Source organism: Kitasatospora cathayae (assembly GCF_027627435.1).
Lineage (GTDB): Bacteria > Actinomycetota > Actinomycetes > Streptomycetales > Streptomycetaceae > Kitasatospora > Kitasatospora cathayae.
Genome location: NZ_CP115450.1, coordinates 733,646 through 751,286, shown reverse-complemented (window position 1 = coordinate 751,286; position 17,641 = coordinate 733,646). Strand labels below are relative to the sequence as shown.

Annotated in this window: 15 protein-coding genes and 1 tRNA gene; 13 read left to right on the top strand and 3 right to left on the bottom strand. The window is 73.4% G+C overall.

The genetic code is table 11. From position 1 onward, the window contains the following. The 11 genes from hypB (at position 1) to O1G21_RS03420 (ending at position 13,130) form a co-directional block, all read left to right on the top strand. A complete protein-coding gene (hypB, locus tag O1G21_RS03470) occupies positions 1-765 on the top strand; it encodes a hydrogenase nickel incorporation protein HypB (RefSeq protein WP_270140627.1) in 765 nt (254 codons plus the stop codon). Beyond that, positions 762-3,068, top strand: a complete 2,307-nt coding sequence (hypF, locus tag O1G21_RS03465; protein ID WP_405000581.1) for a carbamoyltransferase HypF — start codon at positions 762-764, stop codon at positions 3,066-3,068. Before hypB ends, hypF begins: the two co-directional genes overlap by 4 nt. A gap of 6 nt (positions 3,069-3,074) precedes the next feature. Next, entirely contained in the window at positions 3,075-3,368 is a 294-nt protein-coding gene (locus tag O1G21_RS03460; protein ID WP_270140625.1) for a HypC/HybG/HupF family hydrogenase formation chaperone, read from the top strand. Further along, positions 3,365-4,489, top strand: coding sequence for a hydrogenase formation protein HypD (gene hypD, locus O1G21_RS03455; protein ID WP_270140623.1), 1,125 nt, complete (start codon positions 3,365-3,367; stop codon positions 4,487-4,489). Before O1G21_RS03460 ends, hypD begins: the two co-directional genes overlap by 4 nt. Beyond that, entirely contained in the window at positions 4,482-5,564 is a 1,083-nt protein-coding gene (gene hypE, locus O1G21_RS03450) for a hydrogenase expression/formation protein HypE (RefSeq protein ID WP_270140621.1), read from the top strand. The genes hypD and hypE overlap by 8 nt, the downstream gene beginning before the upstream one ends. A gap of 86 nt (positions 5,565-5,650) precedes the next feature. Then, positions 5,651-5,727 (top strand) — tRNA-Met (locus tag O1G21_RS03445). A 273-nt stretch (positions 5,728-6,000) separates the two neighbouring features. Then, on the top strand, positions 6,001-7,665 hold the full coding sequence (locus O1G21_RS03440; RefSeq protein WP_270140620.1) for a phospholipase D-like domain-containing protein: 1,665 nt from the start codon (positions 6,001-6,003) through the stop codon (positions 7,663-7,665). 115 nt (positions 7,666-7,780) lie between these two features. Beyond that, positions 7,781-9,508, top strand: coding sequence for a DUF885 domain-containing protein (locus O1G21_RS03435; protein ID WP_270140617.1), 1,728 nt, complete (start codon positions 7,781-7,783; stop codon positions 9,506-9,508). A 114-nt stretch (positions 9,509-9,622) separates the two neighbouring features. Continuing rightward, positions 9,623-10,135: a hypothetical protein gene (locus tag O1G21_RS03430; protein ID WP_270140615.1), complete on the top strand. Its 513-nt coding sequence runs from the start codon at positions 9,623-9,625 to the stop codon at positions 10,133-10,135. A 6-nt stretch (positions 10,136-10,141) separates the two neighbouring features. Beyond that, positions 10,142-11,839, top strand: a complete 1,698-nt coding sequence (locus tag O1G21_RS03425; RefSeq protein ID WP_270140613.1) for a CHAT domain-containing protein — start codon at positions 10,142-10,144, stop codon at positions 11,837-11,839. A 415-nt stretch (positions 11,840-12,254) separates the two neighbouring features. After that, positions 12,255-13,130: an alpha/beta fold hydrolase gene (locus O1G21_RS03420; RefSeq protein WP_270140611.1), complete on the top strand. Its 876-nt coding sequence runs from the start codon at positions 12,255-12,257 to the stop codon at positions 13,128-13,130. 131 nt (positions 13,131-13,261) lie between these two features. On the opposite strand, the gene O1G21_RS03415 is transcribed toward O1G21_RS03420, so the two are convergent. After that, entirely contained in the window at positions 13,262-14,200 is a 939-nt protein-coding gene (locus tag O1G21_RS03415; RefSeq protein ID WP_270140610.1) for a hypothetical protein, read from the bottom strand. Positions 14,201-14,434: 234 nt separating this feature from the next. Here O1G21_RS03415 and O1G21_RS03410 point away from each other — a divergent pair, with 234 nt between their 5' ends. After that, positions 14,435-15,163, top strand: coding sequence for a dienelactone hydrolase family protein (locus O1G21_RS03410; RefSeq protein WP_270140609.1), 729 nt, complete (start codon positions 14,435-14,437; stop codon positions 15,161-15,163). Positions 15,164-15,207: 44 nt separating this feature from the next. Further along, complete coding sequence (locus tag O1G21_RS03405) at positions 15,208-15,567, top strand: hypothetical protein (RefSeq protein ID WP_270140608.1); 360 nt, start codon at positions 15,208-15,210, stop codon at positions 15,565-15,567. Positions 15,568-15,613: 46 nt separating this feature from the next. Here the strand turns inward: O1G21_RS03405 and O1G21_RS03400 are convergent, their stop codons facing one another. After that, positions 15,614-16,768, bottom strand: coding sequence for an NHL repeat-containing protein (locus O1G21_RS03400; RefSeq protein ID WP_270140606.1), 1,155 nt, complete (start codon positions 16,766-16,768; stop codon positions 15,614-15,616). A 136-nt stretch (positions 16,769-16,904) separates the two neighbouring features. Further along, positions 16,905-17,621, bottom strand: coding sequence for a phosphoribosyltransferase (locus tag O1G21_RS03395; RefSeq protein ID WP_270140604.1), 717 nt, complete (start codon positions 17,619-17,621; stop codon positions 16,905-16,907). Between the last annotated feature and the right edge of the window lie 20 nt (positions 17,622-17,641).

Sequence of the window (17,641 nt, the reverse complement as noted above, 5' to 3'; positions counted from 1 at the left end):
ATGTGCCAGACCGGACCCGCGGGGCAGACGGTCGACCTGCGGCGGGCGGTGCTCGCCCGGAACGACGACGGCGCCCGCGGACTGCGGGCCGCGCTGACCGCCCGCGGGACGGTCGCGGTCAACCTGCTCTCCAGCCCCGGCAGCGGCAAGACCGCCCTGCTGGAAGCCGAGTTGGGGCTCGCCCGACGGCGCGGGGTGTCCGTCGCCGCGCTCACCGCCGACCTCGCCACCGAGAACGACGCCCTGCGGCTGGCCCGTTCGGGAGCGCCGGTGAAACAGGTGTTCACCGACGGGCTCTGCCACCTGGAGGCCCGGATGCTCGCCGGGCACCTGGACGGCTGGCTGCCCGGGGACTGCCGGCTGCTGTTCGTGGAGAACGTCGGCAACCTGGTCTGCCCGGCCTCCTACGACCTCGGTGAATCGCTGCGGGTGGTCCTGGCGTCGGTCACCGAGGGCGAGGACAAGCCACTCAAGTACCCCACCGCGTTCGGGCTGGCCAACCTGGTGCTGGTCACCAAGGCGGACCTCGCCGCGGCGGCCGAGTTCGACGAGACGGTGTTCCTCGCCAACGTCCAGCGGGTCAACCCCGGCGTGGAGGTGGTGCCCACCTCCGCCCGCACCGGCGACGGCGTCGGCGCGCTGCTGGACCGGGCGCTCGCCGTGCTGGACGGCGCCGCGCCGCACCGGCCGGTGATGGCCGCCGGGTACGCGCACCGGGGACACGCGCACGAGGGGCACCACCACCCGGCGCCGGAGCCGTCGTGACGGTGCTCGACCACGAGCGGAGGCGGGTCGCCGTCCGCGGCCTGGTGCAGGGCGTCGGCTTCCGGCCGTTCGTCTTCGGGCTGGCCGGGGAACTCGGACTGGCCGGCAGCGTCACCAACACCGGCGAGGGCGTGCTCGCCGAGGTCGAGGGCAGTCGGGAGGCCCTCGACGCCTTCTGCCGGAGGGTGGCCGAGGACGCGCCGCCGCTCGCCCGGGTCACCTCCGTCGAGCACGAGCCGCTCGCCGCCACCGGCGCCACCGGCTTCACCATCACGGCCTCCCGCACCGACGGCCCGCGCGCCACCCTGATCCCGCCCGACGTCGCCGTCTGCGCCGACTGCCTGGCCGAACTCACCGACCCCGCCGACCGGCGCCACCGGCACCCGTTCATCAGCTGCACCAACTGCGGCCCCCGGCACACCATCGTCACCGGCCTGCCCTACGACCGGGCCAACACCACCATGGCCGGCTTCCCGATGTGCGCGGACTGCGCCCGGGAGTACACCGACCCCGCCGACCGCCGCTTCCACGCCCAGCCCGTCGCCTGCCACGGCTGCGGACCACGGCTCACCCTGACCGTCCCCGGGCACGCCGACCGCCGCGACGAGGACGCCCTCGGCGGGGCCCGGCGGCTGCTCGCCGACGGGGCGATCCTCGCCGTCAAGGGCATCGGCGGCTACCACCTCGCCTGCGACGCGCGCGACCACGGGGCCGTCGACCTGCTGCGCCGGCGCAAGCGCCGCGGCGACAAGCCCTTCGCCCTGATGGCCCGTGACCTCGCCACCGTCGAGGCACTGCTGCCGCTCGGGCCCGTCGAACGGGAACTGCTCACCGGACCGGTGCGGCCGATCGTCCTGCTGCGCCGCCCCGGCGGGTTCGCCGCGGAACTCCCGGCGGTCGCCCCGGGCAGCCCCGACCTCGGGGTGATGCTCCCGTACACGCCGCTGCACCACCTGCTGCTGGCCGCCCCCGGACCGGACCTGCTGGTGATGACCAGCGCCAACCTCTCCGGGGAGCCGATCGTCACCGACGACCGGGAGGCGCTCGGCGCGCTCGCCCCGCTGGTCGACGGCTGGCTCGGCCACGACCGGCCGATCCAGGTGCCCTGCGAGGACTCCGTGGTGCGGGTGGTGGACGGCGAACAGCTGCCGCTGCGCCGCTCGCGCGGGTACGCCCCGCTGCCGCTCCCGCTGCCGGAGCCCGTCCGGCCGGTGCTGGCCGTCGGCGGGGACCTGAAGAACACCTTCGCGCTGGCCCGCGACGGCTACGCCTGGCTGTCCGGCCACATCGGCGACATGGACGACCTGGCCACGCTGCGCGCCTTCGACCGCGCGGTCGACCAGCTCGGCGCGGTCAGCGGGGTGCGGCCCGAACTGCTGGTCGCCGACCGCCACCCCGGCTACCGTTCGCTCCACCACGCCGGGCGCACCGCCGCCGGCCGGCCGGTGCGCCGGGTGCAGCACCACCACGCCCACATCGCCGCGGTCATGGCCGAACACGGGCTGGACGGCGGCCGGCCGGTCCTCGGGGTGGCCTTCGACGGCACCGGCTACGGCGAGGACGGCGCGATCTGGGGCGGCGAGGTGCTGCTCGCCGACTACGACGGATTCCGCCGCCTCGCCCACCTCGCCTACGTGCCGCTGCCCGGCGGGGACGCGGCCGTCGAGCGCCCGTACCGCACGGCGCTGGCGCAGCTGCGCGCGGCCGGGCTGCCCTGGGCCGCCGGACTGCCGCCGGTCCAGGCCTGTCCCGGTGACGAACTGCGACTGCTGGAGCGGCAGTTGGAGCGCGGACTGAACTGCGTGCCGACCTCCAGCATGGGCCGGCTGTTCGACGCGGTGTCCTCGCTCGCCGGGATCTGCCACCGGGCCGGGTACGAGGCCCAGGCGGCGATCGAACTGGAGGCGGCCGCGGTGGAGTTCGGCCCGGCGGCGGGCTACGGCTTCGGGCTTCTCGCCGACGAGGACGGCTGGGTCGTCGAACCCGGGCCGGTGCTGGCCGGGGTGGTGGCGGACCTGGCCGCGGGCGCGCCGACGGGGTTGATCGCCGCGCGCTTCCACGCCGCGGTGGCCGACGCCGTCCGGCAGGTCTGCGCGGCCGCCCGCGACCGGCACGGCAGCACCACGGTCGCGCTCAGCGGCGGCGTCTTCGCCAACGCGCTGCTCTCCGCGGCCTGCGCGAGCGGCCTCCGGGAGGACGGCTTCACCGTGCTGCGGCACCGCCGGGTGCCGCCCAACGACGGAGGGCTGGCGCTCGGCCAGCTGATGGTGGCCGGCCGGTCGTCGGCCGCCCGGGAGGAGTGAGAGCGGATGTGCCTGGCGGTGCCCGGCAGGGTGACGGAGATCGGGGAGCGCGACGGGACGAGGATGGCGGTGATGGACTTCGGCGGGGTCGTCAAGGACGTCTGCCTGGAGTACCTGCCGGACTTGGAGGTGGGGGAGTACGCGATCGTCCACGTGGGCTTCGCGTTGCAGCGGCTGGACGAGGAGTCGGCCCGGCGGACCCTGCGGCTGTTCGAGGAACTCGGGCTGCTGCAGGAGGAGTTCGGCGACCCGTGGGAGGCCGCCGGGGCGGCGGGAGTGGCTGAGGAGGTCGAGCGGTGAAGTACCTGGAGGAGTTCCGCAACCCCGAGCTGGCCGAGGGCCTGCTCGCGGACATCAGGGCGACGGTCACCCGGCCCTGGGCGCTGATGGAGGTGTGCGGCGGCCAGACGCACAGCATCATCCGGCATGGCATCGACCAACTCCTGCCGGACGAGGTCGAGTTGATCCATGGTCCGGGCTGCCCGGTGTGCGTCACCCCGCTGGAGGTGATCGACCGGGCGCTCGCGATCGCCGCCCGACCGGAGGTGGTCTTCTGCTCCTTCGGGGACATGCTGCGGGTGCCCGGCACCGACCGCGACCTGTTCCGGGTGCGGGGTGAGGGCGGCGACGTCCGGGTGGTCTACTCGCCACTGGACGCGCTGAGGATCGCCCGGGAGAACCCGGACCGGGAGGTGGTCTTCTTCGGCATCGGCTTCGAGACGACCGCCCCGCCGAACGCCATGGCCGTCCACCTCGCGAAGAAGCAGGGCCTGCGCAACTTCAGCATGCTGGTCTCGCACGTGCGGGTTCCCCCGGCCATCGAGGCGATCATGGCCTCACCGGACTGCCGGGTCCAGGGCTTCCTGGCCGCCGGGCACGTGTGCAGCGTGATGGGCACCGCCGAGTACCCGGCGCTCGCGGAGCGCCACCGGGTGCCGATCGTGGTCACCGGCTTCGAGCCGCTGGACATCCTCGAAGGCATCCGGCGGACCGTGCGGCAGCTGGAGCGCGGCGAGCACACCGTCGACAACGCCTACGCCAGGGCCGTCCGGCCCGAGGGCAACCCGGCGGCCCGCGCCATGCTGGAGGACGTCTTCGAGGTGACCGACAGTTCCTGGCGGGGCATCGGCGTGATCCCGCAGAGCGGTTGGCGGCTCGCGCGGCGCTACCGGGAGCACGATGCCGAGCACCGCTTCGACGTCGCGGGCATCCGCACCCGCGAACCCGCCCGGTGCCGGGCCGGCGAGGTGCTGCAGGGGCTGCTGAAGCCCCACCAGTGCGAGGCCTTCGGCACGGTCTGCACCCCGCGCACGCCGCTCGGCGCCACCATGGTCTCCAGCGAGGGCGCCTGCGCCGCGTACTACCTCTACCGGCGGCTGAGCACGCCGGGCCCGGCTCAGGAGGCGAGCCCCGTTGGCTGACACCGAACTGCGCACCGACCCGGCCGCGCCGGACTTCTCCGGCTGGAGCTGCCCGCTGCCGCTGCGGGACCACCCCCGGGTGGTGATGGGCCACGGCGGCGGCGGGGCGATGTCCGCCGAACTGGTGGAGAACCTGTTCGCGCCCGCGTTCGGCGGGCCGGCACTGGCCGGGCTCGGCGACTCGGCCGTCCTCGAACTCGGCGGCGCGCGGCTGGCGTTCTCCACCGACTCCTACGTGGTGCGGCCGCTGTTCTTCCCCGGCGGCTGCATCGGCGACCTCGCCGTCAACGGCACGGTCAACGACCTCGCGATGAGCGGAGCCCGGGCGGCCTACCTGTCCTGCGGCTTCATCCTGGAGGAGGGGGTGGAGCTGGCCCTCGTCGACCGGATCGCCCGGGCGCTCGGCGCCGCCGCCCGTACCGCCGGAGTGGAGGTGGCCACCGGGGACACCAAGGTGGTCGAGGCCGGGCACGGGGACGGCGTCTACCTGAACACCGCCGGCATCGGGCTCGTCCCGGCCGGGGTCGACATCCGCCCGCAGCGGGCCCGCCCGGGCGACGTGGTGATCGTCAGCGGGCCGATCGGGCTGCACGGGGTGGCGATCCTGAGCGTCCGGGAGGGCCTGGAGTTCGGGGTCGAGGTGCGCAGCGACTGCGCGGCGCTCGGCGGCCTGGTCGAGGCGATGCTCGGCGCCACCCGCGATCTGCACGTGCTGCGCGACCCCACCCGGGGCGGGCTGGCCGCGGCGCTCAACGAGATCGCGGCGGCGGCCGGGGTGGGCGTGGGCTTGAGCGAACGCGCCGTCCCCGTCCCTGACCCGGTGGCCAACGCGTGCGCGGTACTGGGCCTGGACCCGATGTACATCGCCAACGAGGGCAAGCTCGTCGCCTTCGTCCCGCGCGCCGAGGCCGACGCCGTGCTCGCCGCCATGCGCGCCCACCCGCTCGGCGCGGAGGCGGTGGCCATCGGCGAGTGCGTCGAGGACCACCCCGGCATGGTCGTCGCCCGCACCGGCTTCGGCGGCACCCGCGTGGTCGACCTGCCGATGGGCGAACAACTGCCCCGGATCTGCTGACCACGGCTCCCCGGGCGGATCGGGCCGCCGGCCGGGGAAACCGATTTCCGTTTCGGCGGGGTTGTCGCATAAGGTGATCTCACCGACGCGGGGTGGAGCAGCTCGGTAGCTCGCTGGGCTCATAACCCAGAGGTCGCAGGTTCAAATCCTGTCCCCGCTACCAGCAGGAGCCGGGGTCGGCGCGATTGATCGCGCCGACCCCGGCTTCTTTGCGTTCCGGGCGCGGTGTCGGCGTCCGTGGCGGCGGGACCGTTGGAGATTTCACCGCGGTCGCCTCTCCGCCAACTCCTGTGCGAGCGAGGACTGGTGGGTTGCCGTCAGTTCACCGGTGAAGAGGGAATCTTGATGAGGCCCTGACATCACATCAGGTTACTTTAGGGTAATTTAATGGTGTCGTCCGGGTGAACGTCCCCGGCCTCCTTTGAAGGACTCGTACGTGCTCTCTCACCAGTTCCGCCGTTCCGGTCGCCGTCTGGCCGGGTCCGCGCTGGCCCTTGTCGCTGCTGTTGCCGTGCTGCCCGTTGCTCCCGCGTTCGCGGATCCGGCTCCCGTGCCGGGGGCGGCGGCGCAGGCCGATGCCACTGCGCACCTGGACGCGGTGCAGCAGGCGTTGCGCCGGGTGTCGCCGGGGCTGGAGGGGACGGTGTGGGAGCGGACGGCGGGCAATCGGCTGGACGCCCCGGCGGGGGATCCGGGTGGGTGGCTGTTGCAGACGCCGGGGTGCTGGGGGGACGCCTCGTGCACCCGGCGGGCGGGGACCAAGCGGCTGCTCGACAAGATGCGGGAGAACATCTCGCGGGCGACCCGGACCGTCGACATCTCGACTCTCGCGCCGTTCCCGGACGGTGCGTTCCAGGACGCCATCGTGGACGGCCTCAAGGCGTCGGTCGCCGCCGGGAACGCGCCGCACGTGCGGATCCTGGCCGGGGCCGCGCCGCTGTACAACATCACCGCGCTGCCGTCGAAGTACCGGGACGAGCTGGTGTCCCGGCTCGGTGGCGCGGCCGGCAGCGTGACCATCGAGGTGGCCTCGATGACCACCGCCAAGACCGCGTTCTCCTGGAACCACTCCAAGTTGCTGGTCGTCGACGGGCAGAGCGTCATCACCGGCGGGATCAACGACTGGAAGGCCGACTACCTCGACACCGCCCACCCGGTCACCGACGTCGACCTGGCGCTGAACGGTCCGGCCGCCGCCTCCGCCGGCTCCTACCTGGACACCCTGTGGGACTGGACCTGCCGCAACACCGGCGTCTTCTCGGCCGCCTGGTTCGCCTCGACCAACGGCTCCGGCTGCACCCCCGACCTGGAGCGACGCCTCAACCCGGCGGCCGGGCAGGTGCCCGCCACCGGCGATCTGCCGGTGATCGCCGTCGGCGGCCTGGGCGTCGGGATCCGCGACACCGACCCGGCCTCCGGCTACCGCCCGGACCGGGCGCCCGCCGCCGCCGACCTCAAGTGCGGCCCGATCGGCCTGCACGACAACACCAACGACGACCGCGACTACGCGACGGTCAACCCTGAGGAGACCGCGCTGCGCGCGCTGATCGCGAGCGCCGGCAGCCGGATCGACATCTCCCAGCAGGACGTCACCGGCACCTGCCCGCCGTTGCCCCGCTACGACGTGCGGCTGTTCGACCTGCTCGCGGGCAAGCTCGCGGACGGCGTGAAGGTCCGCATCGTGGTCAGCGACCCCGGCAACCGGGGCGCCGTCGGCAGCGGCGGCTACTCGCAGATCAAGTCCCTGAACGAGATCAGCGACACCCTCGCCGCCCGCCTCACCGCCCGCCTCGGCGACCCGGCCAAGGCGCGGACGACGATGTGCCAGAACCTCCAACTCGCCCCGTTCCGCGCCTCCTCGGCCCCGACCTGGGCCGACGGCCACCCGTACGCGCTGCACCACAAGCTGGTCTCGGTCGACGGATCCGCCTTCTTCATCGGCTCCAAGAACCTCTACCCGGCCTGGCTGCAGGACTTCGGCTACGTCGTCGAGAACCGGACCGCCGCCGCGCAGCTCGACCAGCAGCTGCTGGCCCCGCAGTGGCAGTACTCGCAGGCCGCCGCGACCTTCGACTACAGCCGGGGCCTCTGCCAGGGCTGACATCCGGTCAACCCATGCCCACGCATCGGGCCGCCGTCGCCGGAACCCCCGGTGACGGCGGCCCGGTCCTGCGCACCCTGGACGGCGGGTCACCCGCTGCGCCAGCATGGAACCCATGCCCGAGACGCCGAAGTCCGCCCGCAGGATCGCCGATGAGTACGTCGCCCAGGTGGCGGCACTCGACCCGGCGACCTCGACCAGACTCGGCCTCCACCCCGAGGACCACCGGCAACCGGACCTGTCACCGGAGGGGTTCGAGGCGCTCGCCGAACTCGCCCGGCGGACGCTGACCGCACTCGACACCGCGGTGCCCGTGCACACCGCCGCAGTCCCCGACCCCGCCGCCGACCCCGCCGACGCGGACTGCGCCCGCCTGCTGCGCGAGCGGCTCACCGCCGAACTCGCCGTGCACGAGGCCGGGGACCACTTCCGCGAGCTGCGCAACGTCAACTCCCCCCTGCACAAGGTGCGGGGCGTCTTCACCATGATGCCCACCGACACCGCCGAGCACTGGGCCGCCGTCGCCGGGCGGCTGCGCAACGTCCCCGGCGCACTGGACGGTTACCGGGCCACGCTGGCCGAGGGCATCACCCGCGGGCTGCTCTGCGCGCCCCGGCAGGCCCGCGCGGCGATCGCCCAACTGGACGCCTGGACCGGCCGGAACGGCCGACCCGGCGGCGGGGCGAGCTGGTTCACCGGCTTCGTCGCGGCCGGTCCCGCCCCACTGCGACCCGAACTCGACGCCGCCGCCGAGCGCGCGACCGCCGCCGTCGCCGCCTTCCGGGACTGGCTGGCCGACACCTACCTGCCCGCCGCCGACGGCACCCCGGACGCCGTCGGCCGCGAGCGCTACCTGCGCTCCGCCCGCTGGGCCAACGGTGCCGAGATCGACCCGGCCGAGGCGTACGCCTGGGCCTGGGAGGAGTTCCACCGTACGGCCGCCGAGATGCGGGCCGAGGCGGAGCGCATCCTCCCCGGTGCCGGCGTCCGGGCCACCATGGACCACCTCAACGCCCACGGCCACGCCGTCGAGGGCGAGGAGAACGTCCGCGCCTGGTTGCAGCAGGTCATGGACGAGGCGATCGACGCCCTCGACGGCACCCACTTCGACATCACCGGCCCGATGCGCCGGGTGGAGTCCAGGATCGCGCCGCCGGGAAGCTCGGGCACGCCCTACTACAACGGCCCCAGCCTCGACTTCAGCCGCCCCGGCCGCACCTACCTGCCCGCGCTCGGCCGTCGGTCCTTCCCCACCTGGCAGCTCGTCAGCACCTGGTACCACGAGGGCGTCCCCGGCCACCACCTGCAGACCGCCCGCTGGACCGCCTGCGCCGACCGGCTCAGTACCTACCAGATCACCCTCGGCGCGGTGAGCGCCAACAAGGAGGGCTGGGCGCTGTACGCCGAGCGCCTGATGGACGAGCTGGGCTTCCTGACCGACCCCGCCCGGCGCCTGGGGTACCTGGACAAGCAGATGCTCCGGATCATCCGGGTGATCGTCGACATCGGCATGCACCTGGAACTCGCCATCCCGGCCGACTCGGCCACCAGCGAATGGAGCAGCTGCCCGGGCGAACGCTGGACCCCGGCCCTCGCCCTCGAGTTCATGGCCGCCCACCACGGCAGCGAGCTCCCGCGCCGCACCAGCGAGATCGACCGCTACCTCGGCTGGCCGGGCCAGGCCATCGGCTACAAGCTGGGCGAACGGGCCTGGCTGCAGGGCCGCGAGGCGGCCCGGCGCCGCCAGGGCGCCGACTTCGACCTCAGGGCCTGGCACACCGGCGTGCTCGCCCAGGGCTCCCTCGGCCTGGACGACCTGGCCGCCCGGCTCGCCGAGGGGTAGCCCCGGTCAGCGGTTGTGACACCCCACCGGCGCCGGGGCTATCGTGAGATGAGAAGCCGAAGACGCGGGGATCGCGCGCCTCGGGAGGGGCCGGACCGCTCCCAGGAGGGCGTCATGAACGACGTGGCAGGACCCGGCGGGAACCCCCCGGCGCCGGACCAGGAGCGGGTGCAACTGGCCTACCAGGTGGCCATGAACCTGTGCGACGCCCAGGACCGTACGGTCGGGAACCTCAGAACCAGGGCGTCCGGGATCTTCGCGGCCGCCGCCTTCGTGGTCACCTTCTCGTCCTCCGTGCACCTGATCGGGAACGCCGCGGCAGTCGAGTTCCCGCTCTGGGCGGCCGTTTCGCTGCTGGGCGTCATCCTGGTCCAGGGCTTCGTCGTCATGCTGGTGGTCTGGCCGAGGCCCTTCACGTTCGGTCACTCCGTGATGGAGGTGCTGGACCCGCCGTCGGCCGAGGCGGGCGGCCCGCCCGTCAACCGGGCGCTGGTGCTCCGGCTGGTGCACACCCTGAACGAGAACAAGCGGCAGATCGAACTGTTGGCCCGCTACTACCGGTGGGCCACGCTCCTGTTGCTGGTCGAGGTCGCGCTCGTCCTCGCGGCGGTGATCTCACAGTTGTGACCGTCCGTGATCGGCACCGCACGTCAGATCGGTGACGCGCTGTTCGAGGCGGCCCTCCCCGGCGAGGTAGCGGAGCTGTACGCCAGCACCCGGCGTGCCGCGGCGGCGCGGGGCCGGCACCTGAGGCTGGTGCTGCGCCTGGACGACCCGCAGCTGGCCGTGCTCCCCTGGGAGCTGATGCACAGCAAGGAGTTCGGATACCTGTGCCTGGACCACGCGCTGGTGCGCCGGGTCGAACCGGCCCACAGCGTGGCGGCGCTCAAGGCGGATTCGCCCCTGCAGGTGCTGGCGGTGGCCGCCCGGGCGCCGGACAAGCCCCGGCTGGACGTCGGCAGGGAACGCAACCACCTGAAGCGCAGCTTGGCGGCGCTGGAACGCGGGGACCTCGCCCACCTGCGCTGGGTGACCGCCCAGGACTGGACGGCGATGTTCGCCGCGCTGACCGGGGGCTGCCACGTCTTCCACTTCGCGGGCCACGGCCACTACGACGAACCCAGGCAGGAGGGTGCGCTGGCCTCCGCCAACGTCTCCGGAGAGCCGGCGGACATCCATGCCGAGCCCCTGGGCAAGGTCATCGGGGAAGCCGCCCCGAGGCCCCAGCTGGTGGTCCTGAACGGCTGCGAGACCGGTAGCGCGAGCGACCAGGCCCCCTTCTCAAGCGTCGCGGGAGCACTGCTGCGGTTCGTCCCGGCCGTGGTGGCCATGCAGTTCAAGGTCACCGACGCCGCGGCGATCGTCTTCGCCCGGTTCTTCCACCAGGCACTGATCGCGCTGCGCCGCCCGATCGACGTGGCCGTGCACCAGGGGCGGCTCGCCATGCTGCTGGAGGACGACGAAAGCCTCGCCTGGGCCACGCCGGTGCTCTACGTCCGCGATGACCAGGACATCCGGCTGTTCGACATCGAGCGACCGCAGGCCCACCAGGAGAAGGCCGCCGAGATGCTGGTGGTCGACGAGGCGCGGCTGATCGCGGCCGACGCGGCCCGCCGCACCCGGGTCACCGGCACACCCGCGCTGGTCCAGGACCGGGCGGCGGAGCCCGCGCTCGGGGACTTCGAGCTGCTCTGCCCGACCGCCCGCCGCGGTCTGGTCCACCTGCGGCGCAGGAACGACACGGCGGGCATTCCGTGGGATCCGCCGGCCACCGTCCTGCCGGAGCTCGAAGGGGCGGAGGCGGTGGGGATGGTGGAGAGCGACCTCGGTGGCGGGCGGGGCAGTCTGGAGGTGGTGGCACGGGTGGGGGAGGAGTTGCGGTTCGCGTGGAACGGGACGCGGGAGCCGGATGGCTGGCAGCTGATGGCGGAGCCGATCGCGGCCGGGGCGAGCGGCAACCCGGTGCTGCTGCAGGACCGGTTGGGGGATCCGGGGGACTTCGAGCTGGTGTGCCCGGCGGTCGGTGGCGGCCTGCTGCACCTGCGGCGCAGGAACGGCGTCGCCGGCCTGCCCTGGAGCCGGCCCTACGCGATCGCCCGGGACCTGGAGGTCGACGCCGTCTGCATGGTCCAGAGCACCTTCGGCGGCCGGGACGGTCGGCCGGGCGGCAACCTCGAACTCATCGCGCGGGTGGGCGACTCGCTGGAGTTCTTCTGGAAAGGGCCGCCGCCCGGCTTCTGGCGGCACCTCGCCTTCGATCCCCGGCACCCGCTGGTCACGGCCCTGGCACCGAGCGGCGGCGAACCGGATCCGGGAACCCGCCGACGCTGAGGGACGCGAGATCCGCTTCGGCATCCGGCTGCGCCGCGGTCGGTCGCTGAGGGCGGCCGGCCGGAGACTGGAGAAGCTCTGCGGGGGGTTCGGCTACGCCTCGTCCAGCTCGCGGAGGGCGTGCTCGACGGCGCGGTGGAAGGCCGGGTACGCGACCGTTGGCGGGGCGAGGGGCCGTGGGTGACCGGGCAGTCCTCGTCCTCGGTGGAGTTGTACACGGTCAACCGGACCTCGGTGCCGTGGGCGAGGGCGGTACCCGTTCCTGGGAGAACCAACGCTGATCGGCCTCGGGGCGCAGCGAGGAAAGGCAGGCTGTCACTCCCCATCCCTGCCCCTGAGTCGGTCGTGTCCGAGTCAGAGGTGCGAGCATGACCGGATGACTGCGAGTTCCCATGAGCTACACGAGCTGCACCGGGTGACGACACCGGTTCTGGAGATCGCCTACCACCGGACCGGTGAGCGCCGCCGGAGGACCGACGCTCCGGTCATCCTGCTGCACGGCTTCCCCTACGACGTACGGGCCTACGACGACGTGACGCGGCTGCTCGCGGAGGCCGGCCGGGAGGTGCTGGTGCCGTACCTGCGAGGGTTCGGGCCGACCCGGTTCCGGGCCGAGGCGACCCTGCGCAGCGGCCAACAGGCCGCGCTCGGAGAGGACTTGACCGACTTCATGGACGCGCTGGGGATCGAGCGGGCCGTCGTCGCGGGCTACGACTGGGGCGGGCGCGCGGCCTGCGTCGTCGCGGCCACCAGCCCGGAGCGGATCCACGGTCTGGTGACGGCCGGTGGCTACACCATCCAGAACATCGCCGGCGCGACGGAACCAGCGGCGCCGGAGGCGGAGCACAACTTCTGGTACCAGTACTACTTCCACTCGGAGCGAGGCCGCCGCGGGCTGGAGCGCAACCGCGAGGAGCTGTGCGGGCTGCTCTGGCGGCTGTGGTCGCCGACCTGGGCGGCGGCCGAGGAGGCGTTCGCCGCCTCCGCGCCCAGCCTGCACAACCCGGACTTCGTCGAGGTGTCGATCCACTCCTACCGGCACCGCTACGGCCTGGTGGACGGGGACCCGCGCTACCAGGCGCTGGAGGACCGGCTCGCCGCCCAGCCGCCGATCGAGGTGCCCACGGTGGTGCTGGTGGGCGGTGCCAACGGGGTGATCGCGCCCGCCGACCAGCAGGGCACCGAGCGGTTCACCGGTCCGTGCGAGCTGCGCACTCTCCCCGGGGTGGGCCACAACGTCCCGCAGGAGGCGCCGGAGGCCTTCGCCGAGGCGGTCCTGAGCCTGAGCTGATCCTGTGCCGAGCGTGAGCCTGAGCCTGAGCTGATTCTGACCTGGTCCCGTGCTGAGCCCGTCCTGAGCTGATCCCCGGGCCGAGGCGCGGGGGCCGCCCGGCGGTGGCCCCCGCGCTCATCCGGCCGTTACTAACCGTGCGTGACGCACTTGTTGGCGCTGTTGGACCACAGGCCCTGGAGGTCGAAGGTGCCGGTGCTCAGGGTGACGTAGGCGTCGAGGTTCTCGCACTCGTCGCCGATCTCTCCGCCGCCGCCGTTCCAGCCGATGCTGGGCCAGAAGTCGGTGACGGTCTCGGCGTACTCGTGGGTCTCGGTGGACTCGATGCCGGAGAGCAGCCGGCCGTCCGTGAACGTGGTGCAGGCGCCCGCTCCCTGGTCCGGGATGTACGGCAGGTTGGTGTAGGCCAGGGTGCCGTAGGAGCTGCTGGTCTTGTCGTGCCAGGCGCAGAAGCCGGTGTTGGGGAAGCCGTCCGGGTGGGTGCCGGTGGCGGAGACCACCACGTACTGGGCGTTGAGGTTGGGCGCCTGGGTGGTGTTGCCGAAGTGGGCGGCGGCCTTGCCGGCCTCGGCGGCGATCTGGGTGCTGGTCGCGCTGCCGGGGGCGGCGGCGGAGTTGTCGAACCAGACGCCGGCCAGCGGTGAGGACGTGGGGTGCTGGACGTGGATGCCGTTGGTGCCACAGTTGGTGGTGCCCTTGGCGACGCCCTCGCAGTACTGGTCGAGGATGGTGCCCCAGGTGTCCTGGCTGCCGTAGAGGCCCTTGAACATGTTCTGCATGTCCGGCGCCACCCCCGCCGGGTCGGAGGACCACTGGCTGCCCCAGAAGACCAGGTACACCTTCGGGGTGGGGGACACCACGCCCTGGCTCGCGGAGGAGCGGACCGAGAGGGTGTTGGTGGTGGTCGCGGCCGTGCGCTGGGCGGCACCCGAGTGGAGCGGCTTGGCCCCGAAGTGGGCGGGTGCCGGGGCGGGTTGCGCCTCGGCCCCGGTGGCCAGCGTGGTGGTGCCGAAGGCGGCCAGGGCCAGCGCGGTGAGGGTGTGGGCGGCGGCCTTGAGCGGTGTGCGCATGCGTCTGCTCCCGAGTGTGAGGGTGTGGGAGGTTTGTCCGTGCCCGTTGGGCCCGGACACCACATCAACTCGGGGGCGGCGCCGTCCAGATGGTGGACGCGGCGGTGCGAATCCTTTGCCGTGCTCATACCAAGTCCTTGTCGGTGAACCGCCGGCGACACCGGGTTGGGTCGTCCGTGACAACCGGCACTACGATGCGCAGCGACGTTTGCCGATCGATCGACGGGGGATCCGATGACGGGTCAGTGGCAGGAGCTGGGCACGTCCGGCGGGATCGAGGCGTACGTGCACCGCCCGGCGGGCGAGGTGCGCGGCGCGGTGGTGGTCTGCTCGGAGCTGTACGGGGTCAACCCGTACCTGCGGGGCGTCTGTGCCGAGCTGGCGGACCTCGGGTACGTGGCGGTGGCACCGGACTTCTACTGGCGCAGCGCCCGCCGCACCGAACTCGGCTACAGCGCCGAGGAGCGCGAGGCGGGCCTGGTGCTGATGCGCGCGCTGGACCGCGACGAGCTGGTCGCCGACGCCGCCGAGGCGCTGGCCGCCGCCCTGGCCCTGGCCGACGGGCGCGGCGTGGCCTTCGTCGGGACGAGCATGGGCGGGCACATCGCGGTGCGCGCGGCCACCGAGCTGCGCTTCGAGCTGGCCGCGGTGTTCTACCCGGGCTGGCTGCTCAACTCAGGTTTCCCGCTGGTCGGTCCGGTGCCGCCGCTGGAGACCGCCGAGCGGATCGCCGCCAACGGCGTGTACCTGCTGGGCTTCTGCGGCGAGCTGGACCACATCCTCCCGCAGCCGGAATGGCAGGAGGCCGAACGACGGTTGACGGACGCCAAGGTGGGGCACGAGTTGGTCACCTATCCGGGCGCCCGGCACGGCTTCGCGTCCGACCGCCCGGAGGACCACGACGCCGCCGCGACGGCCGACGCCTGGCGGCGCGTCCACGAGGCGCTGGCCGAGCGGCTGTAGCTCGTTCCGGCTTTCGATGTTCCGGCTTTCGACGGGGGAGGGCGATGGACGAGCAGCAGCGCACCGAGCCCTGGTACGCCACCGCGCTGCGGGCCGGGCTGGAACTGGTCGGGTGGATCGGCCTGCCGGTCGCGCTGTGGCCGCACTCGATCCTGCTGGCGATCGGCGTGGACGTGCTGCTGATCGGTGTCCCGGCGCTGCTGCAGACGCCCGGGGACAAGCCGGGGACGGTCGTCGCGGTGCCCGGCTGGGTCACGATCGTCATGGTCCTCGCCGAACTCGCGGGCGCGGTCACCGCCGCCTGGCTGCTCTTCCCGAGCTGGGCGGCGGTGCTGGTCACGCTGCTCGCGCTGGCCTGTTGCGGCACCGAACTGCCGCGCTGGCGCCGCCTGTTGAGCTCATGAACGGGCCCCGGTGCGCCAGGCGCCGGGGCCCGCTCGGGCACGTCGGTCAGTGCAGGACGTCCAGGAAGTTGGTGGCGTTGTCGACGAAGTAGACGGCGTCCCGGTCCAGGTCCACCGCGAGGCCGAACAGCGCGCCCGCGCCCGGCGGGCTGCCACTGCTGTCGAGCGTACGGACGGCGACCTGGTCGCCCGCCGGGGTGGTCTCGACGATGTTGCCGTCCCCGGAGTTCACCGTGAGGATGTCGCCGCCGGGGGCGATGGCGAGGCCGAGCGGGCCGCGGAGGTGGCCGTCGGTACTGACCACGGTGCCGGTGCCGGCGTCGCTGCTGCGGTGGACGGCGTCGGGGATCGCGGTGATCCGGTTGCCGAGGGTGTCCGCCACGTAGAGCGTGTCGTCGTGGCCGAGGCCGACGCCGGTCGGGCCGATCACCAGGGCGGCGGGGTCGGTCCGCTCGCCGAAGCCCGAGCCGATCACGGTGGTCGCGATCCGCCGCGGCGGCTGGTCGCCATCGCGGCACAGGGTGATCCGCAGCACGGTGCCCTGGTCGACCTCGTGCCCATTGCCGGCCACCGTGCCGTTGAGCACGTTGGTGACGAACAGCTCGTCGGTGTCGCCGTGGCTGACGGCGGTCATGTCCCAGGGGCCGTTGATGCCGTCCCCGGCGATGGTCTCGCGGACCGTGCCGTTGCTGTCCAGCACCAGCAGGCAGCCGGCCTGGGCGGTGGCGGAGGTGCCGTCCGAGGTGGGCAGGCTGCCGACCACGACCCAGCCGCCCGGCAGCACGGTCAGCGCGGTGGTGAGGCCGACGCCGCCGGGGCAGGGACCGGGCAGGTTCGCCGGGTCGATCTGGGCGAACAGTCTGGTGGTGCCGTTCGGGCTCACCTGCACCAGGGTGGTGCCGGTGCCCTGCTGGTTCTGCTTGTTGTTGAAGTTGCTGACCAGGACGTTGCCGCGGTGCAGCTTGCCGACGGTGTGCCGGACGGTGAAGGTGCCGTACGGGTTCACGTCGCCGTTGCCCGGGACGGTCGAGGCGATCTGGGAGACGGTGTTCAGCGGGCCGAGGAAGGGGGGCCGGGCGACGGCCCCGGCGGAGGCGGTGGCGCCGAACAGCAGCGTGGCGGTGGCGGCGAGGCCGACCCGCGCCCAGCGCCTGGTCCGGGAAGCGAGCGCGACCGGCGGGCGCGAAGAGTGAGTTCTCATGACTCCAAGTTAGGTAGCCGTCGGCGCATCCGGCGCGGGGGCCTCGGCCGATGGGGCGGTGCGAGGTGGTACGGGTGTGCCGGGAGGCGTCGGTGTGGGCGCGGGTCGGCAGGAGGGAGCGGCTGCTTCCTCTCGGTCAGCCGCCGGCCATCCTCTCCGGGCCGGACGTCCGTTCGGCCGAGCCGGGGAGGGCGGCTCCGTCGTGCGGTCCGTGCCGGCGCAGCAGGACGGCCGCCTCCCGGTCGGTGACCTCGTGGAACTCGCCGTACCAGGGTCCGGCGGCGTGGGCGTAGCGGGGCAGGTGGAGGCAGACCAGGGCGTCGACCTCCCGGCGCAGCTCCTCGGCGATCCGGGCGTCGCACAGCGGCGCCGCGAGGACCAGTCGCGCGGGGCGGTCGCCGAGCAGGGTGCGGACGGCGGTGTGCGCGGTGAGCGCGTCGGTGAGGCCGTCCGAGACCAGGACGACGGTGCGCCCGCGCAGGCACAGCGGAGCCCGGCCGTCGCGGTAGAGCGCCTCGCGGCGGTGCACCTCGGCGCGCTCGCGCTTGACGCTCTCCCCGACCTCGACCGGGGTGACGCCGAGGGTCTTCAGCGACTCCCGGTCGAACAGCGGCGGGTCGCCGTCGGCGATCGCCCCCACCGGGCGGTCGTGGCCGGGCACGCTCAGCGGCCGGACCACCGCGACGTCGAGCGGGGCGTCCAGGGCCTTGGCGATCTCCGCGGCCACCGGTAGTCCGCCGGGCGCCAGGCCGAGCACGACCACCCGGCCGGCGGTCCGGTCGCCGACGAACGGGAGGACCGCCTGGGCGAGTTGGTGTCCGGCGGTGCTTCGGTCGAGGAATCTCACGGGCATGTCTTCTCCTGGTTCGGCCC